Raw genomic sequence first — 25,048 nt, 5'->3', positions numbered from 1 at the left:
GGTGTTGTGGTGCCCTTCCGAGGTCGTTCGGCGAATAATGCTCCCACGTCGCTGGCAGCGTTTGCACTAGTGCAGTCGATTCAGTTGCGCCTTGGCGGCGCTGAACGACTCCTGCGCGGCGTCGTTGGCTTTCATCGCCTTTTCATATCGAGCCTCGGCGCTGTCGAGAGCGCGTTCGGCCTCCCGCAGCGTAGCCGCAGCGTCGTCGCGGCGTTGCCGAGCGGCGTCTCGTTCGGATTGCAACTCGGACACCTTGGCGTCGGTTTCCGCCTTGACCTGCTCTGCCTCGGCGACGGCAGCCTGCAGTTTCTCCAGCTCCTGCGCCTTCTGCCGCGCCTTGTCTTCCCTGCTGTCGTCCCGCGCGGATTTCGACGATTTCGGCTTTTCTTTGCGGGACTCCTTTCGGGACGGCGCTGGGGCCGCCTCACCGAAGCCACCGAAGCCTGACCACTGCTCGGCTTTGGTCAGTCGGCCCAGCCGCCCTCTGAGCTCGGCGTCAGCGATCGCTGCCTGCAGCGTTCCGGTCAGTTCGTCCCGCAGCGTCCCGGACGGCGGTTTCACGTTTCCCGATTCGGAAGCCAGTTTGAACGCGTCTTTCGAGAGGTCTTCGATGAGGGCTCGTTGTTTGGCGGACAACTCGCGGACCTTGGCGCCGTCCATTTCGGCGTGCGCCTGCCGCAATCGGTCACCAATGTCGGCCAGGCGCTGGACGGCGTCGGGGTGCCGCAACGCCAGCAAGTTGGCGACCCAAGCCACCGTCGTCGGCTTGCGGGCCGCGGATATGCGTTTGGCGGCGTCAGCGTCACCGCGGTCCTTGGCGGCCTTGGCCAACCTGGTGCGTTCCGCGGTAAAAGCCTCGGGCGGCACGACGTACAAGGTGTCGAGTTCCTCGTCGGCCATATGGCCATGATCCCTCGGCGGCCCGAGCGCATGGGCGGACTTGTCGCGGCGGGTGGTTACGCCTGGGTGAAAGGCGGTAGAAGCATGCCAACAGTGCCCAGGAGTGGCTACCATCGTCCCGTGCGCGCCATGGTTTCTCGTCGATCAATCGTTGTCCTCGCGGCGGTCTTTATCGCGGCGTCGCTTTCGGTGGCTGCCGCAGTCCTGCCGCCCGGCACGCCGGGGAGCGCGGGGATCGCCGCGGCGGCGAACTGTCCTCAGGTCGAGGTTGTTTTCGCCCGCGGGCGGTATGAATCACCGGGACCCGGAATCCTCGGCAATGCCTTCATCAACGCCCTCCGCTCTCGGATCGGCGGCAAGAGCATGGCGACATACGCGGTGCGCTACCCGGCCGACACGGAGATCGACATCGGCGCCAACGACATGAGCCACCACATCCAGAGCGTGGCCGCCAATTGCCCGGACACTCGGCTGGTGCTGGGCGGCTACTCGCTCGGCGCGGCGGTGACCGACGTGGTGTTGGCGGTTCCGATGAATGTCTTCAAGTTCGACAGCCCGCTCCCGGGGGGGATTGACCAGCACATCGCGGCCGTCGCCCTGTTCGGCAATGGCAGCCAGTGGGTGGGTCCGATCACCAACTTCAACCCCATCTACAACGACCGGACCATCGAGTTGTGTCACGGGGCCGACCCGGTCTGCAACCCGGCCGACCCAAACACCTGGGAGCAGAACTGGCCGCAGCACCTGGCCAATGCGTACGTCAAGGACGGCATGGCGAACCAGGCCGCCGACTTCGTCGCGAGCAAGCTGTAGTCGGCTAACCGGGCGGTTGGTTCAGCGGAGTACCTGTCGGGCGACCGACCCGAGCCGCTTGCGGCTTGCCGCCGCGAGCGTGTGCTGCTGTGTGAAGCCGTGCTGAAGGCGGCGGGCCAGCAGCAGGGCACCCAAAGCGATCGCGCGTCTGCCGAGCGCTATCCGACTGGTTCGCTGTTTCCAGGTAAGGGTCTTGGGATCCGCGCGGCGGCCGAAGTGGTAGCCGATGCAGAGAGCCGCCACGAGTGCGGGGGCAACCGCCAGCGCCGTCATGAAGAACAGCGTTCCGTGTCGCCGTCGCGCCGGAGTCACATGTGAGCTACGCCTTGGCCAAGAATGCGGACGGGTCTCAAACCACCTCTGTCGGCCGGATTGACCGAATTCCGGCCGCGACCATGGCGGGCACAATAAAATCACGTTGAAAATTATTCTGGCCGCTAAAGACGATGAGCGCGCTTCGGCGCATGAGAAATAAATATGTTCACTCCAATTCTAATCCTTGACGATTGCAAAGGTCATATCTGCATCCTGAACAAAAATCTGCGCCATTCTTCAGGACTGTGCTAGTTGGCCAGGCGTCGGTGCTCACCAAACTGATATCCGAATGCCGTCGACAAGCCGACGAGGCGCCGTGGCGCCCTCCCGCACGCACCTCGCCGAAGTTGCTGGAAACCGGTCGATACAGACACGGCATGCACTTGAAACGCTTGTATCAAAAGGGGAATCGGCTCTTTTGCGGGCTAGGGTGAGCTGCGTCACAAAGCTTGCTGTCTAGGCCTGGCCGGGTCACGCGCCGCCGCGATGTGTCGGTACCCGCGCGGCACTCAAACATCGCGGCAGCCGGCTCCAAAGTCCTTAGCGTTACCTGTGAAAAATCCAGGTTAAAATCAGGGTGAATGTTGACGAAACGTCAAGATCAGCATCGTTTTGACGGTTTCGGGCGTTTTGAACCTACCCTCTCGCTGTCAATACCGTCCTCAACGACAACGGAACGCCCTGAGGTGTTCGACGAGCACAGCGACGTGTTCGCACAAATCCCGACTGGTCGCTGGAGGAATTTTATGTCTTTCGTAACCGCATATCCAGAGGTGCTGGCTGCGGCGGCCAGCAACCTGCAGTCGATCGGCGCTTCGTTGAACGTCGCAAACGCCACTGCCGCTGGCCCGACGACCGGAGTCGTCCCAGCGGCCGTCGATGAGGTTTCGGTGCTGACGGCGGCCCAGTTCGCCACCCACGCCGCCCGGTTCCAGGAACTGCACGCCCGGGCCGCGCAGATTCAGGCGGCGTTGTCGGCGACGTTGGCCACCAGCGCGGGTTCGTACGCGGAGACCGAGGCGGCCAACGCGGCGGCGGCGCTCTAGTCGGCCCGAGTCCAAAAGGGGGAACTGATGGTCGATTACGGATTGTTGCCGCCCGAGATCAACTCGGCGAAGATCTACGCCGGCCCGGGCGCCGGTTCGCTGGTGGCGGCCGCGGCGGCATGGGCCGGCCTGGCCGCTGAGCTGCAGGAAGCCGTCGCGGGCCACCGGTCGGTGATTACCTCGCTGACCAGCGGCCCCTGGCTGGGGCCAGCCGCGGGGTCGCTGCTTGCGTCGGTAAGCCCGTTCATCACTTGGCTGGAGATCAGCGCCGAAGAGGCCGCAAACGCTGCGAGTCAGGCGAGCGCCGCAGCGACGGCCTACGAGGCGGCGTTCGCCGGCTCCGTTCCGCCCCCACTGATCGCGGCCAACCGCGCCTTGCTGGCCGAGTTGGTCGCGACCAACATTTTCGGGCAGAACAGCCAGGCGATCGGGACAACCGAGGCTCAATACGCCGAATTCTGGGCACAGGATTCCGAGGCGATGTACACCTACGCGGGCAGGGCGGCCACGGCTACCAAGTTGGCGGACTTGCCCGCACCGGCCGAGGTGGTGGACCCCGGGGCGGCGGCAGACCAGGCAATCGCGGTGTTCAAGGCGCAGAACCAAGCCGTCGCCACCCAAGTCGGCAACATGTTGAACCAGATCAACCCCAGGGTCTCCGAAGTGCTGAAGACGCTGTCAGCGCCGATCAACGGTTCGGCGATCGACCAGTGGATCGTGGCAAACACGCCACTCGACGACGTGGTCTCGCTGTTCAGCAAGTACCTCTCGCCGTACATCTCCTCCCTGCAGTCGATGATTCAGTCGACACAATCCTTCGGCCAGGTCAGCAACGGCCTTACCGCTATGGCCAACTTCGCGAAGCCGGCGGCTTCGGCGGCCAAGGCGGCCGAGGGGGCGGCTCAGGCAGCGGGGGCGGCCGCGGCAAATGCGGGGGCGAACATCGGGTCGACCGCGGCCGGCGTGGCAGCGGGGCTGGGCAAGGCGATCCCGATCGGCGGGCTCTCGGCACCGGCAAAGTGGGTCCCGTGGCAAGCCACCACCAATCCGGGAGTCGCCACCGCGATTCCGGCCGCCGCCGAAGGCGCCAACAGCTTTCCCATGGCCCCTCCGTTCGGGCAGTTCCTCAACGGCGGTTACGGCCGAAATCAGCCGACGTACGGGTTCAAGCCGTCCGTCATGGCGAAGCCGCCGGCCGCCGGTTAATCGGCCGGATCACCGCAGCGGCTGCCGGCTGAGCGGTCTACAGGCATCAGGGGACAACAAGCGATGGTTGACTATGGCGTTTTGCCGCCCGAGATCAACTCGGGGCGCTTATATGCCGGTCCGGGGGCGGGACCACTGCTCGCCGCCGCATCGGCGTGGGGTTCGCTGGCGGCCGACTTGCAGGCGGTCGCGGCGGGTCACCGTTCGGTGATCACCGGGCTGACGAGCGGTCCGTGGCTGGGAGCGGCGTCGGCGCAGCTGCTCGCTGCCGCCACTCCGTTCATCACCTGGCTGGACAGCAGCGCCGAGGAAGCCGAAGAGGCCTCGACCCAGGCGTACGCCGCGGCGACGGCCTTTGAGGCGGCGTTCGCGGCGACGGTCCCGCCACCGGTGATCGCGGCCAATCGGGCATTGTTGGCGGCGTTGGTGGCCACCAACTTTCTTGGCCAGAACACCCCGGCGATCGCTGCCACCGAAGCCGTGTACATGGAGTTCTGGGCTCAGGACGCGGCAGCGATGTACGCCTACGCGGGCAGTTCGGCGGCCGCGACGCAGTTGGCGGAACTGCCGGAGCCTGCCGAAGTGGTGAGCCCCGGCGGGTTGCTTGACCAGGCGCTTTCGGTGCTCAAAGCCCAGAGTGAAGCCGTCCAGGGCGAAATCTTCCAGGTGACGTCACAGATCAACGCAAGGGTCAGCGACGTCCTGCGAACCCTGTCCGCGCCGATCAATGGCCAGGCGATCGACCAGTGGCTCATCGCCCACACGCCGTTCGACGACCTCGCTCCCGTTTACAGCAAATACATCCCGCCCTACCTGCCGCTGCTCCAGGCGGTGTTCCAATCGGGACAGGCGTTGGGGCAGGTCAGTAGCGCCTCGGTCAACATGTCCAAGTTCGCCGGTGTGGCTCCGGTGGCCCAAGGCGCCGCCCAGGCCGCCTCCGCAGCACCCAAGCTGTCGAGCAGTGTCGGTAGCGTGGCCGCTGGTCTGGGCCGATCGGTTCCGGTCGGTGGGCTATCGGTGCCGGTCAGCTGGACGGCCAGCGCGACGCCCAACCCGGGGGTCGCAGCTGCCGCGAACGTCTCGGCGATCGAGGCCGCCGTCGAGGGCGCCGTCGCCGACCACGTTCCGGTGGCCCCGCCGTTCGGGCAGTACATCAACGCCGGTAACGGTCGAAAGACCCCGTCATACGGGTTCAGGTTGACCTTCATGACCAGGCCGCCGGCGGCGGGTTAGTGGCTCCGGACGGCACCAAGCGGCAGGTCGTCGATTTTCATCGGGTCCGGCGTGGCTGCTAGGGTGCCTTGCTAATGCCGGAAATTGATCGTCGCCGTTTGCTGTTGATGACGGGCCTGCTGACCGGCGCGGCCGCGCTACCAGCGGCCCCCGTTCACGCTGATCCACTCCCCCGACCACTGGACCGGGTCCCGCCGCCAGCGGCGCCCAGCGGCGCCACAGGGACATACATCTTCCACGACGAGTTCGACGGACCGGCCGGTTCGGCCCCGGATCCGTCGAAGTGGACGGTGTCCAAGGCCCGCGAAACGATGAAGGATCCGACGTACTGGGAGCTGCCCGAACACGTCGGGCAGTACCGAGACGACCGGCGCAACGTCTTCATCGACGGCAACTCCAACCTGGTCATAAAGGCCTTCAAGGATGGCGACACCTATTACGGCGGCAAGGTGTTCAGCCCCTGGCAGGGCGGCATCGGCCACACCTGGGAAGCGCGCATCAAGTTCGACTGCCTGACGGCAGGCGCCTGGCCGGCTTGGTGGTTGTCCAGTGACGCGCAGGGTGAAATCGACATCATCGAGTGGTACGGGAACGGCAAGTGGCCCTCGGCGACCACCGTGCACGCCCGCTCGAACGGCTCCGAATGGAAGACGCACAACATCGGGGTGGACAACGGGTGGCACACCTGGCGGGTCCAGTGGGACGACGCCGGGATGCGGTTTTGGCTCGACTACACCGACGGAGCACAGCCCTACTTCACGGTGCCGGCCAACTCCCTGGCGGACTGGCCCTTCAACAACCCGGGCTACCAGGTGTTCCCGATCCTGAATCTTGCGGTTGCCGGCTCCGGCGGCGGTGACCCCGGCCCCGGAACCTACCCCGCCCAGATGCTGGTGGACTACGTCCGAGTCTGGTGACGGCTACCCAGCCATCCAAACCGTGGTCAGCACGGGGTCAGATCGCGGGTGGCGGGCCCTTCCAGCACCGTGCCGTCGGGCGCGAACCGCGAGCCATGCAGCGGGCACTCCCACGCCTGGTCGGCATCGTTCCAGTTCACGATGCCGCCCAGATGCGGACACACCGGCGAGACCTGCTTTTCGGTTCCGTTGATTCGGCTTCGCGCTTGCAAGTGCCACGGCGGTCCGCTGACCACGCCGCCCTCATCCGTAGGGCTGCGTCGGGCAATGCGCGTCGCCGGCGTGATCCATCCCCTCGGCAGATAGAAACCGACCTCGAGGTTGGCTTGCAGGGCCGTCGGCAAGCCGGTGATCTCGTGGCGGCTCCAGCTGGCGAACGCGTCGGCCCAGTCCATCCGCCCGCCCAGGATCCGGCTGGACAACGCCAATGCCGCGGCGGGACCGTTGGTCATCCCCCACTTGTTGAAACCCGTTGCAATGTAAATACTTTCGCTGTTTGGCAAGATGGGGCCGACGTACGGCAGGCTGTCGATCGGCGTGTAGTCCTGTGCTGACCAGAAGTGGGTCTGCTCCGCGCCCGGGTAGTGCTCACGGGCCCAGGAGGTCAGTTCCTCAAGTGCTTGCGACGGGCTCTTCTTCCGACCGACGGTGTGTCCGGCGCCGCCGACGATCAACATTTCGCCGTCGGGGGTCGGCGCGTAGCGCACCGAACGCGTCGGCGAATCGGTGGAAAGCATCATCGGCCGGGTGATGGAGCCCGGCACTTTGAAGGCCAGGCAGTAGGACCGCGACGGTTTCACCCGGGCGAAGTACCCGCCGCGGTCCAGGATCGGAGTTCCCGTGGCGAGCACGAGCTTGTCGGCTTGAAGTTCGACTTCGCGTCGGGTCGCGTCGGTCACGTACACCCGTGGGCCCTTACCCAGCAGGGACACCCGACGTACCCGGGTGCGTTCGACCAGGCGTCCACCACGCCTGAGTAACTCGGCCGCCAACGAGTCCAGGAACGGCATCGGGTCGAACTGTGCCTGATTGGCCAGTCGCACACCGCCGTGGTACGGGAACGGAACGTCGGCATCGTCGGCCCACTCGACAGGCAATCCCGCCGCCTCGCAGGCCTTCAATTCGAGGCGTGCCGACGGAACTCCCCGTTGCGATTGGGCGTAGGTGTACGCATCCTCGCGCTGCACGGGGATCCCGTTCGTCTCGCAGTGGTTGAGCACCCACTCCATGCCTTCGCGATTGCCTTCGACGTAGGCGCGAGCGACCTTCTTGCTGTGCTTGGCCTGGACGCTCGTCAGTTGGGTGCCCTGCAGCAGGCTCAGCTTGGCGGTGGTGTTGCCGGTGGCGCAGGCGCCGACCGTCCGTGCTTCCACCACCAGCACGTCTTTGCCGGCGCGCGCCAACAAGACTGCGGTCGTCAGTCCGGTGATGCCGGCACCCACGACGATGACGTCGGCCGAATGGCCGCCGTCATCCAGCGTGCTTGCGGTCCAGCGGGGTTCGCCTCGATTGGCCAGCCAAAGTGAAGTCACGCCTGAGCTGATACCCGGGTCAGGCCAGCTGAAACACCGCACACCTGGTTACAGTGCGGTGCGTGGACGTCGGCGCGCTCGTTGTGCGGTATGCCCGGAATTTCTGCCGGCTGCACGCCGGAACGCACTCGGTGTCGTCGCCGCTCGGTGCGTGGTTGATCCTGGCGCTCACCGCTCCGGTGGCGCGCGGGGCGATCCGAGACGAACTCGAAGGGGTGCTCGGAACCGACGCGAAGCGCGCCCGACGCGCGCTCGATGATCTGCTTGCCGACCCGCCCGAGGCGGTTCGGATCGCGCTGGCGATGTGGGGCCTGGACGGATGGCCGGATCGGTTGCCCGCCGCTGTCCAAGCGGGCCCGATTCCTACCCAGGCGCAGGCCGATGCGTGGGCGCGCGATCACACCGACGGCCTGATCGATCGTTTTCCGGTCGCGGTTTCGGGCATGGCGGCGGTACTGGCCAGCGCGTTGGCGACCCGCATCAGCTGGTTGCGCCCCTACGACCTGGCCGACGCCGCCGATTTGGCATCGCCGTGGAGTGCCAAGGTCGCCGATGTCTTGACGCTGCACGGTGCCTATGGCTACCTCACTGAGGTGGCGGATCTGGGCCTCGTGGCGGTGCACACCGCCTTCGGCAGCGACTCCCTCCAAGTGACGTCGGTCATCGCGCGCGCGGACGCGCCGTCCGAGGCGGTGCTGGCCGCGGCGCACGACATCGCCCGTCGGGATGCGAACGGAAGCCCGGTGCGCCGCCTGGGTCTGTCGAAATTGCCTCTGGGACAAGGGGATTTCTGGACGATCACCGAGGAACGCCGACCGGGTGGTGACCAGGTCCGGGTGGTGTTGCCGGCCTGGACGGCATCGTCGGACCATGACCTGAGCGCTGATCGGCGCCTTGGTTTCGGCGCGGTCGCCCGAGCAATCGGTGCGGCCGTATCGGTGCCCCCCGAAGTTGACGCGCGGCAATCCGCGGTGGCCCGTTACGGCCAGTTCGGCTTCGAGGCCGCGGCCGTGACCGCGGTCGCGCTGCGCAGCGCGATGCTGCCGCTAGGGTTGTCACGCACGGCGACACTGATTTTCGGTCATCCCTACGCCGTGGTCGCCGTGACCGGTGGTCGCCACAGGCGCGACCCGTGGGCCGGTGTGCCGGTCTTTGCCGCGTGGGTCAGCGACCCGGCCGAAGTGAGCGCAGTTTCTACGGGTTAGCCGTTGCGGGGCTGGCGCCACTCGTTGATCTTGCGGCCCAACGTATCTGCGGCGGTGGTGGCGGCTCGCCCCACGCCATCGACGACACCGCCGAGGCCGTCCCGGATGCCCCTGATCAGCGGGTCGTCCGATTGGTCGAAGCCGTCTTTGTAGTGGCGGGCCGCTTCACTGAAATCATCTGTGACAGAGAACTTTTCGTCTTCCTCGCGGCGCGGGTAGTCCCCCGACATGATGCGGCCGTAGCCACCGGTGTCGACCCAGCGGGTCAGCGCGGCGGCGCGCAGCACCGAGAACGGATGGGTCTGCAGCTCCAAATTGAGCAACTTCAGCACCCCATCGACCATGTCCCCGGATTTTTCGTACTCCCGTGCTTGCGCCAAGAAGGCCTCCGAGTCCAGCTTGTCGAGCCGGTTGCCGCCCGCCAGCTTCATCTCAACACGGATCGCGGTTTCCAAATCCTGGCTGCACAGCAGCCCGGCGCGGTCGCCGGAAAGTTCCGATTTGCGTTGCCATTCGAGCAGCGCGGCCACAATCGCACGCAGCGCCCAACCGCCGACTGGCATGAAGCCGAAGGAGTGTGCCAACCGCATCAGATGCATCATCATCGTGCGGTACACCGCGTGACCGGATAGGGCGTGACCGAGTTCGTGGCCGACGACGAACCTCAGCTCGTCGTGGGTCATCAGGTCGTAGAGCCCGGACGTCAGGACGATGAACGGCTGATCCATCCCGATCGTGTAGGCGTTGGCGACGGGCGATTGGCTGATGAATATCTCGGGCTTCTCCGGGGCATCGAGAACGTCGGCGCATTCGTCGAGCAGCGCGTTGACGTCGGCGAACTGCCGCGGTCCCACGCGGGCCGCGCTGGCCAGGTAAAGCAACCGATGCTGCCGTTCCCGCAACATGCCGGACAGCAACTTCAAAATCTGATCGAATCCCTTGAGCCGGCGCAGCGCCGACAACGCGGTGCGGTCAGCGGGATGCTCCCACGCACGCGAACTTATGCCCGGAAGGGTGATCCGAGTGGTGGCGGGTGGCTGAGACATGTACGCGGGTCCCCTCGATGGTCCGGTTTTTCAGGATATCGGGGGCCGTCTACAACGGTTCTGAGAAAGCCAGGCGTCCCGGCCGGCAGGTGCTCAGGCGGGGGTGTCGGCGCTGGGGCGACGACCCAGGTATGCGGGGTGGCGCCGCATGGCCTCGAGGCGCTGCCGATCGTATCGGTGTGCCGCGATCCACTTGGGGTGTGACTGCAGATCGATCACCGTAGAGTTCGATGACTTTGCCACGCTTTTCAGCTCCTTCCCCCTGTGCAACGTCCGCGGACGAACCTTGGCTCTCTGGATGCGTCTTCACGCTTGTCCCACAGGATGCCCAGCAAACCTGTGACCAAACCGTGTCCGAAGTTGAGAATTTGCCGTGAATTTTTCACGGTAGGGGCGGCCAGGTGGTCGTTCATGCAGATCACTGCGTGAGCAGGGCTGCGGCGCTCCACGGCCTGCGCGGGCCCGGTTTGCGCGGGTCCGGTTCGGGTCGCCGGGCAGCGAGGCGCATCAGCGGCGGCAATCGGTGCAGCCGACGCGCCGCGCTGAGCAGCGATTCGGATTCGATGACCCGCCAGCCGAGGTCCTCGAAGAAGGCCAACCCGTTTTCGGGCGCGAAGATGAACGGCGCATTTTCCAGCAGACCCGCCATTCTCTTGTTCATCATTTTCTTCAGGCCCGGTCCGGCGAAGTCGAGCATCCACCAGGCGACACTGGGCTGTTTGATGGCGGTGGACAGCGCAACGACGTCGCGCTCCTCGAGGTACATCAGCAGGCCCTCGGTCAGCACCAGCGCCCGGTTGGCCCCGTCCAGCGCCTCGTCGAAGAAGGCGTCGCGGGCTTGCGGGTCGGACAGGTCGACGGCGCTGCGGATCAGCTTGCAGCGCGGGGTGGCGTCCGCGAGCAGCTGCGTCTTTTCTGCGAGCAACGGTGGCAGGTCGGCCTCCACCCAGGTGAGATCGGCAGGCAGATCCAGCCGGTAAGGGCGGGTGTCGAGGCCGGCCGCCAGATTCAGCACCCGGTCGCAGCCCTGGGCGATCGCGTCGAGAATGGCGTCGTCGATGAGTTTGGTGCGCGCGACCAGCCACCAGCCGTTGCGGGTGGATCGCGGAACTCGGGCAACGATGGCTTGGCCCTGTTCACCCGCGAGGCGTTCGGCGTATGGGTCGCTGAACAGCGCGTCAGGGCGTGCCGATTCGGTGGCCCGGTGCAGGGCCGTCCACCGGGCAGTGTCGGAAACATGCGTGATGACGTGCGCCGAATCTGACATAGCTGCGTTATAGCACCCCCTCCGACAAGGCCGGCGGTCTTCGGGCGCCTGCTCGGCGTGTGTACGGTGCGCTTATGCCTGATCGAAACCGCCAGTTCCTGCTCCGCGAGCGCCCCGCCGGACGGATCGGCCCCAACACTTTTGAGCTGCATGAAGAACCGATTCCCGAGATCGGCGACGGCGAGGCCCTGGTCCGCATCGACTGGATCTCCCTCGACCCGACCAACCGCATGTGGATCAACGACACTCCGACCTACCTGCCTCCGGTGGGTATCGGCGAGGTGATGCGCGCCGGCGGCATCGGCGAGGTGATCGCCTCGAAGAACCCGCACTATCCGGTCGGCCAGATCGTGCAGGGCCTGGTCGGCTGGCAGGAGTACGTCGTCGCGTCCGCCACGGCGCCGTTGCTGCCGGTCGAAGTCGCCGAGGGGGTCTCACCGAGTGCCTACCTGGGCGCGCTCGGGATGACCGGGCTGACCGCGTGGATCGGGATGCGTGACATCGCCAAGCCCAAGCCGGGCGAGACGGTGGTGGTCTCGGCGGCGGCGGGCGCGGTCGGTTCGGTCGCGGGCCAATTGGCCAAGGCCGACGGCGCGCGCGTCGTCGGAATCGCGGGTGGCCCCGACAAGTGTGCGCTGCTCACCGAGCAACTCGGCTTCGACGCCGCGGTCGACTACAAGGCCGACGATTGGCTGACTCAGCTGACCAATGCCACGCCCGACGGCATCGATGTCGACTTCGAGAACGTCGGCGGCGACATCATGGACGCCGTCTTCGCGCGTCTCAACATCGGCGCGCGCATCGCCCTCTGCGGCCTGATCTCGGGCTACAACGCCGAAGATCCCCCGCCTGGGCCGCGCGCGTTCGGAAACCTGCTCATCCAGCGGGCCAAGCTACAGGGCTTCATCGTGCTCGACCACTTCGGCCGCGCGCGCGAGGCGATCAGCGAGATCGCCGGCTTGATCACCGCCGGCAAGTTGACGCCGCTCGAGACCGTCGTCGAGGGCTTCGAACAACTGCCGACGGCCATCAACATGTTGTTCGACGGCAAGAACGTCGGCAAGCTCTTGGTCAAGTTGACCTAGCCGGACCTAGCCGGCCGCCGCGACGACGAGGACCACGGACCAATCCCGGGGGTCGACGCGCACCGGGACTTGAGCACCCACGGTGATGTGCGGCGCCGTCGCCAGCTCGAGCGCCACTCGCCGCGTGGCCCGGTACGGGTCCTGGTCGGGCAGCTGCACGTCCAGCTGTAGTTCATGCCACGAGCCCAGCGTGGTGGTTGCGACGTTCTCGCGGATACCGACGATCGTTGCCACACCCGCCAAACCTTCGCGGGTCAGCCGCTCCCGCTCGGCGTTGAGCGCGCTGAGCTCCGCGAGGCTGTCCTCCGCCTGCCGCTTATCGGCTCGGGTAACTCGTTGTCCCGCACTGGCGTTACGTGCCCGCTTGAACCAACCCACGTCACCTCCTTGTGCCTAGGCTGTTCATAGATCCTGAACAGTGTGGCATCTCGCAGGACAACGGTACGGCTAGTACCGTTTCCCAGCATGTTTCGCATGACGGTGCAAGACGTGTTTGTCATTCGTGGGCGCGGGGCCGTGGCGACCGGACAGGTTGAATACGGGGAACTTCGCGTCGGTGACGAGGTGGCGATCAACGATGGCCGCCGGGTGAAAGTCGACGCCATCGAGGCATTCCGTAAGAAGTTGGACAAGGCGGTCCCCGGCGAAACCGTTGGCCTGCTGTTCAAGAAGCTGTCGAAGGACGATCTTGCGGCCGGCGATGTGCTCACCACATCCGGCTATTTCCTGGCCTGAGGGATCCCTGATGGAGCTAAGTCATGGCGAGTGATCTTGTCGGCGACGCGTCTGAGGCCACCCCGGCCACGCAAGCCACCCAGGCCTCGTCGCACCTGCATCGCGCCCTCTCCAATCGCCAGATACAGCTGATAGCGATCGGCGGTGCGATCGGCACCGGCTTGTTCATGGGTTCCGGGCGGACGATCTCGCTGGCCGGACCGGCGGTGTTGATGGTGTATGGGATCATCGGCATCTTCGTGTTCCTCGTGCTGCGCGCCATGGGTGAGTTGCTGCTGTCGAATTTGAACTACAAGTCTTTCGTCGACTGCGCGGCCGACCTGCTGGGCCCCGCGGCGGGCTTTTTCGTGGGGTGGTCGTACTGGTTCGCCTGGGTGGTCACCGGCATCGCGGAAGTCGTTGCGATCACCGGCTATTCAAAGTTCTGGTGGTCCGGCTTGCCGTCCTGGTTACCGGTGGTGTTGACGGTCACCCTGGTGCTCGCCTTCAACTTGTTCAGCGTCCGCAACTTCGGCGAGATCGAGTTCTGGTTCGCGTTGATCAAGATCGTGGCGATCCTGGGGCTGATCGTCGTGGGCGGCTTCTTGGTGGCGACCAGCTTCGTTTCTCCGGACGGTGACCGCGCGACGCTCGCCAACCTTTGGAATGACAACGGTTTCTTTCCAACCGGATTCATGGGCGTGGTCAGCGGGTTTCAGATCGCGTTCTTCGCGTTCGTCGGCGTGGAGCTGGTGGGCACCGCAGCCGCCGAAACCGCCGATCCGCGCCGCACCCTGCCCCGCGCGATCAACGCGGTCCCGGTGCGGGTGGCGATCTTCTACGTCGGAGCGCTGCTGGCCATCCTTGCGGTGGTACCGTGGCGGCGGTTCACCAGCGGGCACTCCCCGTTCGTCACCATGTTCTCCCTCGCGGGGTTTGCGGCGGCGGCGTCGATCGTCAACTTCGTGGTGATCACCTCGGCCGCATCATCGGCGAATTCCGGCGTATTCTCCACGGGTCGAATGCTTTTCGGCTTGGCAGACGAGGGTAGCGCACCGTCGATCTTCCGCCGACTCAACCGCGGCGGCGTGCCGGCCCCGGCGCTGCTGGTGACCGCTCCCCTGTTACTCATCGCGATTCCGCTGCTCTACGCGGGCGGTTCGGTGATCGGGGCCTTCACCATCATCACGACCGTCTCGTCACTGCTGTTCATGTTCGTGTGGACGATGATCGTGGTCAGCTACTTCGCTTACCGCCGTCGACACCCACAGCGTCATGCCGAGTCGGCGTACAAGATGCCAGGTGGTGTGGCGACGTGCTGGGCGGTGCTGGCCTTCTTCGTCTTTGTGATCTGGACCCTGTTGAACGAACCGGAAACCGCGGTTGCGCTGGCATGGTTTCCGCTCTGGTTCGCGGCCCTGGGCATCGGGTGGCTGATCGTCCGCCGCCGTCCCGGCCGTGCGGAACGCTACCGGCAATTCCAGGCGGAGATGAACCAGAGTTGGGATCGGTAGCCGCCGGCCCCGTCTGTACTTCTCGCAACGACGTCACCAACGAGGCGGCGTCACACGCGAAAGGAAGACAATGAACATCGTCCCAGCCGCTGTCGAGCAGCAGATCAACCGCGTCGACCGCCAGTACAGCCTGTGGATCGGGATCAGCCTCGCAGCGACCGCGGCCTGGTCGTTTTTCCGCATCATCTGGACGCTCATCTGGTCCATGAGCTACGGCTGGTTCGTGGGTTCTCTGGCCGTCAACTTCGTGGTGTGGGGCGTGATCGGGGCCGTCGCGGCGATCGGTGCCGTCGGCTTCCTCAACCGCTACTTCAAGGGGCCCGGCTCCGAGCGCGTTTGACACCTTTAGCGGAAATCGGTCCGGACCAGTGGTCCGGGCCGATTCCGTTTGCGGTTCGGCGACACGAGAGAATCAGGTGTTCTCGACGCTCGACGATTCACCGATGAAGGGAGCAACCGATTGACCGGGGCGCAGAACCGCGTGGCGGTGGTGACGGGTGGGGCGTCGGGCATCGGTGAAGCCACTTGCCGCGAACTCGCCGAGCGCGGCCACAAAGTGGGAGTCCTGGACATCGATGGCGAGGCCGCGCGGCGGGTCGCAGCCGAGTTGGAATCGGGCGGCGTCGCCGCGCTGGGCGTCGACGTCGACGTCACCGACCGGGCGGCCGTGGAAGCCGCGTTCGCGGAGGTGCGAAGGGTGCTGGGGCCGGTCGCGGTGTTGGTGACCAGCGCCGGCAAGGCGAGCTTTTGTCGTTTCACCGACATCACCGTCGAGTCCTGGCTGGAAATCGTCGACATCAATCTGCACGGCACCTTTCACTGCTGCCAGGTGGCGCTGCCGGACATGATCGCGGCGGGCTGGGGGCGCATTGTCACCATCTCGTCCTCCAGCGCGCAACGCGGGTCGCCGCGCATGGCGCACTACGCGGCGTCCAAGGGGGCGGTCATCACATTGACGAAATCACTTGCGAGCGAATATGCGTCGAAAGGAATCACGGTCAACAGCGTGCCGCCGTCCAGCATCGACACACCCATGTCGCGCCAATCTCAGGCCCAGGGCAAGTTGGGTTCGCCCGATCAGCTGGCAAAGCTGATCCCGGTGGGACACATGGGTTCTCCCGAGGACATCGCCGCGGCGGTCGGTTTCCTGTGCTCGGAGGAGGCCGGGTTCATCACGGGTCAAGTGCTCGGGGTCAACGGCGGCGCGGTGATGTGAGCCGTCGGTATGCGGCGTAATGTCATGAACCCATGGCCGATGAGATCAAATTCGTCGCTGCCAACGGGTTGAGGTTCGCCTACCTCGAAGAAGGCTCCGGACCGCTGGTGCTGCTGCTGCACGGATTTCCGGACACGGCGCATTCCTGGGACGACCTTCGGCCGCGGATCGCTGCGAAAGGCTACCGGGTGGTGAGCCCCTTCATGCGTGGCTACCACCCGAGCGAAGTGCCTGACCGAGACCCCGATCAGGAGACCCTGGCCGGTGATCCGCTCGCGCTCATCGAAGCGCTCGGCGCCCAGAATGCCGTCGTTGTCGGGCACGATTGGGGCGCCTCCGCCGCGTACGGCGCGGCGGCGCTTGATCCGCGGCGGGTGACGAAGCTCTTCGTTATCGGCATCCCGCACCCGGCGGCGCTCAAACCGTCACCGAAGAAGCTGTGGGGCGTTCGCCATTTCGCGGCCTACAAACTGCCGGGCGCCCCACAACGGTTTGCGCGCAACGACTTCGCTGCCCTTCCGGTGATCTACCGGCGATGGTCTCCGACGTGGAACCCGGACCCGAGCGAGTTCGATGCCGTCCGTGAGAGTTTCGCCGATCCGGCGAGTTTGAACGCGGCGTTCGGCTACTACCGCAAGCTCTCCCCCAAACCTTCGCCGTCACTGAAGACGCGGATCACCGTGCCGACCGTGGTGTTCGCAGGCCTCGACGACCCGATCGTCACCCCCGACGATTACCGCGGCGCTGCCCGGATGTTCGAGAACGAGTACACCGTCGAAGAGGTCCCGGGCGGGCACTTCATGCACCGGGAGCACCCCGAGGTCTTCGCCGAACGCTTGCTGGCCTATCTCTGACGCACCAACTCGGGATGGAACTTGGCCACCATCCGGCGGATCCCGTCCCGCCAGTCGACAGTGGTTGTGGGACCGACGATTTGGTGTAGTCGTGTCACATCGACCGGATTGCCGCGCAGGGCCTGCTCACTTTCGTCGAAAACCGGCACGTGCCCGATCAGCGTGCCGATATAGGCGCACCATTCCTGGATGCTGACAATTTGGTCCCCGGCCCAGTTGATGGTGGTCGCCGGAACCGACGCCGCCTCCAACAACTTCGGGAGGGAGGCGATGATGTCGTCCTCGTGGATCGGGTTGTAGCGGGCGGGTCCGCCGGGCGGGACAGGGATCGGGATGCCGCCCAACATCATCTCCATGTGGAAGTACGGCCACCCGCCGTTGTCGCCGTAGGGGACGTTGAGACGGGCGATGGTGGTCGGGACGCCGAGGACCCGGGCCATCGTCCGGGCCACGGTCTCCCCCGCGATCTTGGAGATGGAATAGGTTGGGAACAGGAACTTGTGGTTGTCGCCCAACGCGGCGCGCTCGGTGCGCAGCTCGTCGTCCGGCGGATCGTAGACGGCCGCAGATGAGCAGTGCAGGAACGCCTTTACGCCACGGCAGTGCGACATGAGCAGGCCGACAGACTCCGCATTCGCGCCGAGGTCCTTGTCCCACCTGCCGCTCTTGGCCACCGCGAGGTTGAGCACGTAGTCGAAGTCGGACGGCAGCGCGGTGAAGTCACCGGCGGCCAAGTTGACCGCTTCGCACCGCACGCCAGCGCTTTCGAGATCCGCCCGGGCTTCGGGGCTGGTGAAGCGGGCGATGCCCCAAACTTCGTTGTCGGCTGCCAACGCTTTGGCGATGGGAGCGGCGACCTGTCCCGTCGCGCCGGTGATCAGGATCCTCGACTCACGCATCGGCCGATGGTATGCCGTGTGCTTCTGCTTGTTTTCGTCGCCCGCGTGGTACGGCCCCGCGGTCAGTGGCCCCACAGGATGGGATAGCACTATTTGCCGTTTATTTGTCGACCGTGATTAATTGCAATTCGTTGCAACTCGTGCGCGATGAATTCATGCACGAAGCGCCAAATTGACCGGTCATTCGTAGTGCTCGAAAGGGGTTACCCAGCTACAGATCTCGGCATCCAGCAAGCCGTACCCGCTTGACTTCCAGGAGCTGCAAGACCTCCTGGAATTGCCGTGTACAGCTTTTTTACATCAATCTCAATAATTATCACAGTTCGAAACATTCGGGCCTGTTATCTACGCAGGAGTCAATTTTCGGTTGTGCGCTGACACACCAACGAGATGCTCACCGAAACGGGTCGGAAGGGCATCGCACATGCCGTCGGTTGGGTTGGGGCAGTTCACGTTGCCGTCGGTGTCAATCCCGGAGATCACCACTCCACCGCTCACCATCGGCCCGGTCAAGCTCGCAGGATTCGCCCTGCCTCAGATCACCACCCCCGAGATCACGATTCCGTCGTTCACCCTCGGGCCAATTGGGCTGGGGGCCTTCAGTACACCGCCACTTTCCATCCCGAGCATCCACCTGCCCGGCACGATCATTGCGGAATTCGATGTTCCCCCAGCGCCCGGCTTCTTCAATACCAGCACTACGCCGTCGTCGGGTTTCTTCAACAGCGGCACCGGCGGCAATTCCGGCTACGCCAACAGCGGTGCTGGTCTGTCCGGTTGGTTCAACAAGAACGCTCCCGGCCTGCTCGGCGGCTCGGGCTACCAGAACTACGGAAGCCTAATTTCCGGTTTCAACAACTTCGGCAGCGGTATATCGGGATTCGCCAACACCGGTGTGCTGGATCTCGCGCTGCACAGCTTCGTCTCCGGGATCGCCAACGTCGGCAACAACATCTCGGGCCTGTTCTTCCAGGGCACAACCTGACCCTCGTCTCCTACGCTTGGGCTGGAGCCCCGTGAAGGAGTGAGTGTGCGGTGGATTGTTGACGCCATGAACGTCATTGGCAGCCGTCCAGACGGATGGTGGAAGGACCGCCACGGCGCGATGGTCGATCTGGTCGAACGACTCGATCATTGGGCATCGGCCGAAGGCGACCCGCAGCAGGTCACCGTCGTGCTGGAACGGCCGCCGTCGAAGGCAATCCGCTCGTCCGTGATCGAGATCGCCCACGCGCCCAAAGCCGCCGCCAACTCGGCCGACGATGAGATCGTCCGCCTGGTGCGGCGACTGGTAGACGAGGAGGCAGAACCCGACATTCGAGTCGTCACGTCGGACAAGGCACTGTCCGACCGAGTGCGCGGCATGGGTGCATCCGTCTACCGCGCGGAGCGCTTCCGCAACCTCATCGATCAGCCCGACACCACCGCGGGAGCAACCGATGGCGATTGACCAGACCGCCCAGACGGCACCCAACCGGGTCTGCCAACTCGCGGGGACAGACATCCCCATCATCCAGGCGCCAATGACCTACATCGCCGGAGCGCAATTGGCCGCGGCGGTATCGAACGCCGGCGCACTGGGCATCATCGAGACCACCTCGCCGCAGGGACGGGCCGATCTGCAACGAGTGCGCGACCTCACCGACCGGCCCGTCGGTGCCAACATCGCGCTGCTGTTCAACCGCGACCCAGCAGTCATAGACCTGTTGGTGGCCAACGGGATTCGTTTCGTCACCACCTCGGCGGGGGATCCCGCACTGTTCACCGCGCGGCTGCACGACGCGGGCATCACGGTATTCCATGTGGTGGGAACCCTGGCCGCAGCCAAAAAGGCCGTCGACGCTGGAGTGGATGGCCTGGTGGTCGAGGGCGTCGAAGGAGGCGGATTCAAGAACCGGTTCGGCGCCTCGACCATGGTGCTGCTGCCGCTGGTGGCGGCCCACGTCGACGTTCCGGTCGTGTCCGCCGGCGGGATCTGTGATGCCCGGTCCATGGCGGCCGCGTTGGTGCTGGGCGCGGAAGGCGTCCAGCTGGGCACCCGGCTGCTCGCCTCGGCGGACTCGCCGGTACACGGGAACCTTAAGCAGGCGGTCGTGCGCGCCGACGAGACCTCCACCGTCATGCTTCCGCTCGACGGCAAGCGAATGATGCGGGTGATCCGAACGCCCGCCGCCGACAAGCTCGACGCGTCAGCGTCTGTCGAAGAAGGCGGCGCGGCCTTGCAGCGTGTGCAGCGGCTCTATTTCGACGGCGACATGGACGCCAGCGTCGCGAACACCGGTCAGGTGGCCGGCCGCATCGAAGACCTGCCGCCGGCCGCCGACATCATTCAGCAGATGTGGGCCGGGTGCCGCGAAGTCCTCGGCGCCACGCTGTCCCGCTTTCACTGCGGTGGGATGCCCGGTGGTGGATAAACGCCACGCAGGATCCACGGGAACCAGTCCACGGCATATTCGACCTCATCACTGGCGTCGTAGTGGGGGCTGGGATCGATCGGCACGTTCCCCTGTGGGGCCGGGCGGTCGGATTGACCATAAACGGCCACCACGACGGTGCGGTCCACGCTGTTTTCCGACCACACCCCGATTTGATTGTTGGCGCAGTTGGACATGATCGACATGTAGCCGGGGTTGTAATACCACTGGTTGAGTACCTCGATCCCGCTGATTGCCATGGCGGGATTGATCGCCACGGTCTGAGCCACGTTCCCGCGGAACCCGGCGGCATTGGCGCGGTCTTGCGGTGTTGACCCGTCAGAACCTGTGTCCCCGTCCAGGTTCCGGTGGTTGAGTATGTCAACGGCGTGCCATTGCGCGGCCAGTTGTAGCTGCGGGTTGATCTTGATGTCGTTGGTGCAGCCGGCCTGATGCTGAATGGTGAAGACATTGGCGACGACTCCGTCGTTGAGTCGCTTGTTGTCGGCCTGCGCGGCGGGAGCGGCGAGCCCCACTGTGGCCCCCGTGGTGCTCGTGGCGAGCAACGCAGACAGGGCCAGCCCTCGAGGATGCATAGCGGTCTCCCTTCTATCGCCGGGCGGCGGAGTTTCGCAGTTGCCAGATCAGCGCCGGGCATAGCTCGTTGACGGCTTGGCTGAGCAGATAGGAGGCCTGATAGTCGTCGGTGGTGTTGAAGTCTGCCTTGATGTCGCCGATCAGCTGTGCATAGGTGCGGCCCTGAGACAGCCTGTCGCAGAGGCTATGTCCGTACGCCAGGGCGGCATCGGCATTGGCGAAGTTATAGCCGGGACGCATTGTGACATTGACCAGGTAGGCCACCACGTCGGCGCCGGCACGCGGCATGGCCGTCATCGGCGCGACGCCAATTAGCAGCGCGGCTGCCATTGCCGTGTGAGTCATCCTGCGCTGCATCATTGTTGCCTCATACCGGGGCGGCGGGTTGGTCAGCTGCCCGGAGGCAGCAGCATCGTTTGCCATGTCTTGTCCTTCGGGGCGGCTTGGGCCAGGTCGGCCCGGGTATAGCGTTGGCCGTCGGGTCCGACATAGGTGCCGGTGGCGGGGTCGTACGGCGCGGCCGCGATGGGCGGCGGTGACCCGGGCGGCAGTTGCGGGACATCCTGGCCCGACAGGGTGGCGTTGGGATCGCCCTTCCAAGTGAAGCCATCGTTGAGCGGCACAAAATTTTCACTGCTCTCGCACAACTTCACGGTGGGCGCCCGCTTGCCGGGCACCGTTTCGCATGGAATATTGCGTGCGCCACGAACATTCAGCATCGAGTCCTGCGGTACCCGGCAATACAGATCACCGGGTGGGCGAGCCGGAGAGTCCTCGAACGTGGCCCCTCGCTGCTGTTGTGCCGGCAGGAATCCGGTGGTGCAGGGCGGCGGCAAGTTGAGATTCAGGTTGAAGCTCAGGTACTGACCCCGATATGGCTGCTTGGTGTTCAGGTTGGCCACGACGCCCGCCTGGTCGGCTGCGACGGCCATCGGAAACACCACGAGTATTTGCTCGATGTCGTTCTGGTAGGTGAGGGCGACCTGCCCGACGCTGACCAGGTTGGCCAGTAGGACCGGCAGGGTGGGTTGCAGTCGCTCGACCAGTTGGGTCGTCTCGGCCAGCGCCGGCGGACCGTTGACGATGACACCGGCGACGGCGTCGTCGTGAGTTTGCAGCTCCCTGGTCACGGCGGCCAGTTGCGCCGCCCACGCGGTGATCGCATCCGAGCTGTGATTCTGCGTATCGAGTACCGCCGGCGCGTGGTCGATCAGCGACACCAATGGGTCGAGGTTCTTCCGCGCGTCGATGGCCAGGGTGGAGGTACCCGTGATCAGTCGGGAAAGCTCCGGGCCGAGTCCGCCCACCGCAGTGTAGGACTCGTCCACCACGGTCTGCAGGTTGTCGTGGGGAATCGCTTCCAGCGCCGTGTTGGCAGCGCTGAGCAGCTCGTTGATGTCCGGCGGAACCGATGTGTCGGCGACCCTGATCTTGTCGCCGTCCTTCAGGGGTGGCGATGTGGCGTTGCGAGGCAAGAGCTCTATGTACGTTTCCCCGATTGCCGTCTGACTGTGCACCTCGGCCTTGAGGTCCGACGGGATGTCGATGCCGGACTTGAGCGAAAGGACCGCCTCGACGCCGGTTTGGCTGAGCCGCACCGAATCCACCCGACCCACTTCGAAGCCTCGGTAGGTGACGTTGCTGGTGTCATAGAGCCCACCGCTTTCCGGCAACTCCACCGTCACGGTGTATCGGCCGACGCCGAACAGCATGGCGGGCAGCTTGACGAAGTGCAGGAAGGTGACCGCCAGCACGCCAACGGCGATGACGGTGAAGACGGCCAGCTGCAGCCTGACTCGACGCGGTAGGTGCAGCATCAGGGTCCCTGGTCAAAGTGGTAGGGGGCGGTCAACGGATTGCCGGGTGTGCCTCGATAGCCGCCTGTGCAGGGGCTGGGGAACTGCCCGATGGTGCGTCCCCACTGCAGCTCGAGCTGGGTGAGATGGCATTCCCACCGAGTGCCGGTAAACAGACCCTGGTCGATGCGGCTGAGCGTGAGATCGACGATCGCGGTCAGGTTGGCGTACTCGCCGCGCTGGAAGTTCTGGAACGTCTCGTTCGGGAAAGGGAACGTGAGCAACAGCGACAACGCCCGGGTCATGGCGGGCCCGGCGTTGGCGAGCGAGTCCAGCACCGGACCGAGTTGGGTCAACTCCCGGACCAGGTTCGTCTTGCTCTTGTTGACCGAATCCACGGTCAGCGCACTGAATTTGCTCAACTGATCCGCCGCTTCGACCAGCTTGTCCCGCTCGTCGTTGAGCACCCCGAGCGCATCCGGGATGGTCGCGAGGGCCTGGTCCAGGACCGGCTGCTGCGCGGCGAACTTGCCGACCAATCGGTTCAGGCTGTCCGCGGCCGCGATGATGTCTCCAGACTGGTCGTTGAGGTATGCGGTGAATGTGTCCAGTTGCCCGATCAGGCTGCGCAGGTCCTGCTCCCGACCGCGGAACGCGGTGCTCAACGCCTCGGTGATGTCCTGTATCTGGCCCAGTCCGCCGCCGTTGAGTACCAACGACAGCGCCGCCAAGGTCTGCTCGGTGCTCGGGTAGGCCCCCCCGCGGGACAGCGGAATGACCGAGCCGCCACGCAGCTTCCCCTGTGGCTCTTCGCCTTTGGGGGGCAACCCCAGCTCGATGTGGTACGAACCCAGCAGACTCGTCGTGCCGATCTTGGCCGTCGCGTTGGCGGGCAGATCGACGTCGCCGTTGAGTCGCATGCTCACCAGCGCATGCCAGCCCTGACGTTCGATCTTCGTCACATGGCCCACCGTCACGTCGGCGTACCGGACTCGTGAATTCTGCTGAATGTTGTTGACGTCCGGCATCTGAGCCTGAATCACGTAGGATCCCGGGCCATTACCCTCGGTGCCGGGCAGCGACAGTGAATTCAGGCCGCGCCAGCCACAACTGGATGTTGCGGACACCACCACGACGAGTAGCAGGCCCGCTGCCGCGCGGCGCCACGGAATGCTCATCAGCCGCCTCCCGGCGGGAGCATCAGGCCCTCCAGCCCGGCCGCGGGGTCGGTTTGAATGGGCGGTACGAAATCGGGCCGCATCCACTCTTCGCTGTACGTGACCTCGTTGGGGCGGGCCTGCGCACCGACGAAGAGGTTCTCCCCCAACGGCGGAAAGTTGTACTGGCGGTTCTTCACAATCGGCGCCATGTACTGCACGCAGAGTTTCGCGGCCTCCTCGCCGCCCAACCGGGAAGCGGCCTGAATCGCGCCACACAGGAACGCGAGCGGGTTGGCCATGTTGTTACCCGCCAGCGCGCCGGTGAGCGAGCCATTGGCCGGCTCGTAGATGTTGTTGAAGTTCTGCAAGACGGTCGGGCTGATGTGCAGCGTCTGCTTGATGTCGTCGAGGCTTCCGACGAGTGCATTGGTGATCGAGGCGAGCTTGTCGGTTGCGGTGCCGATCGTTTCGCGGTTGTCTGCGACGAAACTCTGCACGTCGGCCACCACGGCGTTGAGGTCCTCGGCGGCGCGCCCGACCTTGTTCGGATCGTCGGCCAGCAGCGACGACACGGCAGCCAGGTTGTGGTTCAGCTGTTCGAGCAGGTCGGCGCTGTCATGCAGCGCAGTGACCAACGTCGACAGGTTTTTCACGGTGGCGAAGATGTCGTCGCTGTGATCGCCGAGCGCCGAAACCGCTTGCGACAGCTTGATGACGGTGTCGCGGATGGTGGCACCTTGCCCGCGCAAGTTGGCGGCCGCGGTGTTGACCAGCGCGCCCAAGGTGCTGACACCACCCGGCTGGGTGGGCTTGAGCAATTCGGTCAACCGCTGCAGTTGAGTCCGCAGGTCGTCCCACTCGACCGGAACCGCGGTGCGGTCCTGCGGGATGACCGCGCCGTCGGACATGGTCGGCCCGCCGCTGTACGGCGGCGTCAGCTGAATAGCCCGGCCCGTCACCAATTGCGGGGACAGGATCGCCGCCTTGGCGTCGGCGGGCACCTTGTACCGGCCGTCGACCCAGAAGGAAACCTTGGAACTCAGCGGTTGCGGTTCGATCTTGAGGATCTTGCCTACCGGCACACCGCGGATGCGCACGTCGTCCCCGGCAAAGACTCCGGTGCTCTTCTCGAAGTAGGCGACCACGACGATCCGGTCGGATTCGCCCGCCGTCCGCATGGCGACAATTACCCCCGCGACGAACACCAGGGCGAGCGTTGTCGCCAGCACCGAGCGGACACGCCGCAGCTTCTGAGACATCCGGGTCACGACGGACCTCCGGGCTGTCGGGTGGGCTGTTGGGTGGGCTCTTGCGCGGGC

The 25,048-nt window shown here is 65.3% G+C and carries 27 protein-coding genes and 1 pseudogene; 15 read left to right on the top strand and 13 right to left on the bottom strand.

The features are described 5' to 3' along the window. Window positions 1-66: 66 nt before the first annotated feature. Window positions 67-900: a hypothetical protein gene (locus tag BST27_RS15035; RefSeq protein WP_069419362.1), complete on the bottom strand. Its 834-nt coding sequence runs from the start codon at window positions 898-900 to the stop codon at window positions 67-69. 120 nt (window positions 901-1,020) lie between these two features. Here BST27_RS15035 and BST27_RS15030 point away from each other — a divergent pair, with 120 nt between their 5' ends. Beyond that, on the top strand, window positions 1,021-1,713 hold the full coding sequence (locus BST27_RS15030; protein ID WP_069419361.1) for a cutinase family protein: 693 nt from the start codon (window positions 1,021-1,023) through the stop codon (window positions 1,711-1,713). A gap of 21 nt (window positions 1,714-1,734) precedes the next feature. Here the strand turns inward: BST27_RS15030 and BST27_RS15025 are convergent, their stop codons facing one another. Continuing rightward, window positions 1,735-1,986, bottom strand: a complete 252-nt coding sequence (locus tag BST27_RS15025) for a hypothetical protein (RefSeq protein ID WP_069419360.1) — start codon at window positions 1,984-1,986, stop codon at window positions 1,735-1,737. Window positions 1,987-2,774: 788 nt separating this feature from the next. Here BST27_RS15025 and BST27_RS15020 point away from each other — a divergent pair. From BST27_RS15020 to BST27_RS15005, 4 genes are all read left to right on the top strand, one after another. Beyond that, window positions 2,775-3,074 (top strand): PE family protein, encoded by a 300-nt coding sequence (locus tag BST27_RS15020; protein WP_069419359.1) that lies wholly within the window; start codon window positions 2,775-2,777, stop codon window positions 3,072-3,074. 27 nt (window positions 3,075-3,101) lie between these two features. Further along, the gene (locus BST27_RS15015; protein WP_069419358.1) at window positions 3,102-4,280 is read left to right on the top strand and encodes a PPE family protein; all 1,179 of its coding nucleotides are present in this window, start codon (window positions 3,102-3,104) and stop codon (window positions 4,278-4,280) included. A 63-nt stretch (window positions 4,281-4,343) separates the two neighbouring features. Further along, window positions 4,344-5,513 carry a PPE family protein gene (locus tag BST27_RS34515; protein ID WP_069419357.1) on the top strand — a complete coding sequence of 390 codons (1,170 nt, stop codon included), beginning with the start codon at window positions 4,344-4,346 and terminating at the stop codon, window positions 5,511-5,513. Between the two features lie 74 nt (window positions 5,514-5,587). Further along, on the top strand, window positions 5,588-6,430 hold the full coding sequence (locus BST27_RS15005) for a glycoside hydrolase family 16 protein (protein ID WP_069419356.1): 843 nt from the start codon (window positions 5,588-5,590) through the stop codon (window positions 6,428-6,430). A gap of 26 nt (window positions 6,431-6,456) precedes the next feature. Here BST27_RS15005 and BST27_RS15000 read toward each other — a convergent pair whose 3' ends face one another. Continuing rightward, a complete protein-coding gene (locus tag BST27_RS15000; RefSeq protein WP_139805166.1) occupies window positions 6,457-7,962 on the bottom strand; it encodes an FAD-dependent oxidoreductase in 1,506 nt (501 codons plus the stop codon). Window positions 7,963-8,024: 62 nt separating this feature from the next. Between BST27_RS15000 and BST27_RS14995 the strand changes: the two genes are divergently transcribed. Continuing rightward, window positions 8,025-9,167 (top strand): serpin family protein, encoded by a 1,143-nt coding sequence (locus tag BST27_RS14995; protein ID WP_069419355.1) that lies wholly within the window; start codon window positions 8,025-8,027, stop codon window positions 9,165-9,167. On the opposite strand, the gene BST27_RS14990 is transcribed toward BST27_RS14995, so the two are convergent. The 3 genes from BST27_RS14990 to BST27_RS14985 all read right to left on the bottom strand — a co-directional run bounded on the left by BST27_RS14990 (window position 9,164) and on the right by BST27_RS14985 (window position 11,480). Next, window positions 9,164-10,213, bottom strand: a complete 1,050-nt coding sequence (locus BST27_RS14990; RefSeq protein WP_069419354.1) for a M48 family metallopeptidase — start codon at window positions 10,211-10,213, stop codon at window positions 9,164-9,166. The two genes, BST27_RS14995 and BST27_RS14990, sit on opposite strands and share 4 nt — an antisense overlap. A 93-nt stretch (window positions 10,214-10,306) precedes the next feature. Further along, window positions 10,307-10,456, bottom strand: coding sequence for a hypothetical protein (locus BST27_RS32435; protein ID WP_156789264.1), 150 nt, complete (start codon window positions 10,454-10,456; stop codon window positions 10,307-10,309). Window positions 10,457-10,631: 175 nt separating this feature from the next. Next, complete coding sequence (locus BST27_RS14985; RefSeq protein ID WP_069419353.1) at window positions 10,632-11,480, bottom strand: class I SAM-dependent methyltransferase; 849 nt, start codon at window positions 11,478-11,480, stop codon at window positions 10,632-10,634. A gap of 74 nt (window positions 11,481-11,554) precedes the next feature. On the opposite strand from BST27_RS14985, the gene BST27_RS14980 reads away from it, so the two are divergent. Further along, entirely contained in the window at window positions 11,555-12,565 is a 1,011-nt protein-coding gene (locus BST27_RS14980) for an NADP-dependent oxidoreductase (RefSeq protein ID WP_069419352.1), read from the top strand. A 6-nt stretch (window positions 12,566-12,571) separates the two neighbouring features. On the opposite strand, the gene BST27_RS14975 is transcribed toward BST27_RS14980, so the two are convergent. Beyond that, window positions 12,572-12,943 (bottom strand): hypothetical protein, encoded by a 372-nt coding sequence (locus BST27_RS14975; RefSeq protein ID WP_069419351.1) that lies wholly within the window; start codon window positions 12,941-12,943, stop codon window positions 12,572-12,574. 87 nt (window positions 12,944-13,030) lie between these two features. Between BST27_RS14975 and BST27_RS14970 the strand changes: the two genes are divergently transcribed. The 5 genes from BST27_RS14970 (at window position 13,031) to BST27_RS14950 (ending at window position 16,863) form a co-directional block, all read left to right on the top strand. Next, on the top strand, window positions 13,031-13,300 hold the full coding sequence (locus tag BST27_RS14970; protein WP_069419350.1) for an EF-Tu/IF-2/RF-3 family GTPase: 270 nt from the start codon (window positions 13,031-13,033) through the stop codon (window positions 13,298-13,300). A 23-nt stretch (window positions 13,301-13,323) separates the two neighbouring features. After that, the gene (locus BST27_RS14965; RefSeq protein ID WP_069419349.1) at window positions 13,324-14,793 is read left to right on the top strand and encodes an amino acid permease; all 1,470 of its coding nucleotides are present in this window, start codon (window positions 13,324-13,326) and stop codon (window positions 14,791-14,793) included. A gap of 70 nt (window positions 14,794-14,863) precedes the next feature. Beyond that, the gene (locus tag BST27_RS14960; protein ID WP_069419348.1) at window positions 14,864-15,133 is read left to right on the top strand and encodes a hypothetical protein; all 270 of its coding nucleotides are present in this window, start codon (window positions 14,864-14,866) and stop codon (window positions 15,131-15,133) included. A 120-nt stretch (window positions 15,134-15,253) separates the two neighbouring features. Continuing rightward, window positions 15,254-16,009: an SDR family NAD(P)-dependent oxidoreductase gene (locus BST27_RS14955; RefSeq protein ID WP_069419396.1), complete on the top strand. Its 756-nt coding sequence runs from the start codon at window positions 15,254-15,256 to the stop codon at window positions 16,007-16,009. A 32-nt stretch (window positions 16,010-16,041) separates the two neighbouring features. Beyond that, complete coding sequence (locus BST27_RS14950; protein WP_069419347.1) at window positions 16,042-16,863, top strand: alpha/beta fold hydrolase; 822 nt, start codon at window positions 16,042-16,044, stop codon at window positions 16,861-16,863. Here BST27_RS14950 and BST27_RS14945 read toward each other — a convergent pair. Next, on the bottom strand, window positions 16,854-17,762 hold the full coding sequence (locus BST27_RS14945) for an NAD-dependent epimerase/dehydratase family protein (RefSeq protein WP_069419395.1): 909 nt from the start codon (window positions 17,760-17,762) through the stop codon (window positions 16,854-16,856). The two genes, BST27_RS14950 and BST27_RS14945, sit on opposite strands and share 10 nt — an antisense overlap. Before the next feature lie 433 nt (window positions 17,763-18,195). Between BST27_RS14945 and BST27_RS14940 the strand changes: the two are divergent. From BST27_RS14940 to BST27_RS14930, 3 genes and pseudogenes are all read left to right on the top strand, one after another. Continuing rightward, a pseudogene (locus tag BST27_RS14940) lies at window positions 18,196-18,747 on the top strand (PPE family protein); the annotation flags it as partial. A 45-nt stretch (window positions 18,748-18,792) separates the two neighbouring features. Further along, on the top strand, window positions 18,793-19,212 hold the full coding sequence (locus BST27_RS14935) for an NYN domain-containing protein (RefSeq protein WP_069419394.1): 420 nt from the start codon (window positions 18,793-18,795) through the stop codon (window positions 19,210-19,212). Continuing rightward, window positions 19,202-20,176, top strand: a complete 975-nt coding sequence (locus tag BST27_RS14930) for an NAD(P)H-dependent flavin oxidoreductase (protein ID WP_069419345.1) — start codon at window positions 19,202-19,204, stop codon at window positions 20,174-20,176. Before BST27_RS14935 ends, BST27_RS14930 begins: the two co-directional genes overlap by 11 nt. Here the strand turns inward: BST27_RS14930 and BST27_RS14925 are convergent. Genes BST27_RS14925 through BST27_RS14905 form a run of 5 tightly spaced genes read right to left on the bottom strand, consistent with a single transcriptional unit; the run spans window position 20,146 to window position 24,988 of the window. Then, complete coding sequence (locus tag BST27_RS14925) at window positions 20,146-20,772, bottom strand: CAP domain-containing protein (protein WP_069419344.1); 627 nt, start codon at window positions 20,770-20,772, stop codon at window positions 20,146-20,148. The genes BST27_RS14930 and BST27_RS14925 overlap by 31 nt on opposite strands. A 13-nt stretch (window positions 20,773-20,785) precedes the next feature. Next, complete coding sequence (locus BST27_RS14920) at window positions 20,786-21,133, bottom strand: DUF732 domain-containing protein (RefSeq protein ID WP_069419343.1); 348 nt, start codon at window positions 21,131-21,133, stop codon at window positions 20,786-20,788. 29 nt (window positions 21,134-21,162) lie between these two features. Then, window positions 21,163-22,590: an MCE family protein gene (locus BST27_RS14915; RefSeq protein WP_069419342.1), complete on the bottom strand. Its 1,428-nt coding sequence runs from the start codon at window positions 22,588-22,590 to the stop codon at window positions 21,163-21,165. Next, entirely contained in the window at window positions 22,590-23,747 is a 1,158-nt protein-coding gene (locus BST27_RS14910; RefSeq protein ID WP_069419341.1) for a virulence factor Mce family protein, read from the bottom strand. The genes BST27_RS14915 and BST27_RS14910 overlap by 1 nt, the downstream gene beginning before the upstream one ends. Beyond that, window positions 23,747-24,988: a virulence factor Mce family protein gene (locus BST27_RS14905; RefSeq protein ID WP_069419393.1), complete on the bottom strand. Its 1,242-nt coding sequence runs from the start codon at window positions 24,986-24,988 to the stop codon at window positions 23,747-23,749. Before BST27_RS14905 ends, BST27_RS14910 begins: the two co-directional genes overlap by 1 nt. Between the last annotated feature and the right edge of the window lie 60 nt (window positions 24,989-25,048).

Origin of the sequence: Mycobacterium intermedium, assembly GCF_002086275.1 — a bacterium.
In the GTDB taxonomy this organism is placed as follows: Bacteria; Actinomycetota; Actinomycetes; order Mycobacteriales; family Mycobacteriaceae; genus Mycobacterium; species Mycobacterium intermedium.
This window is presented reverse-complemented; position numbering and strand designations above follow the sequence as displayed.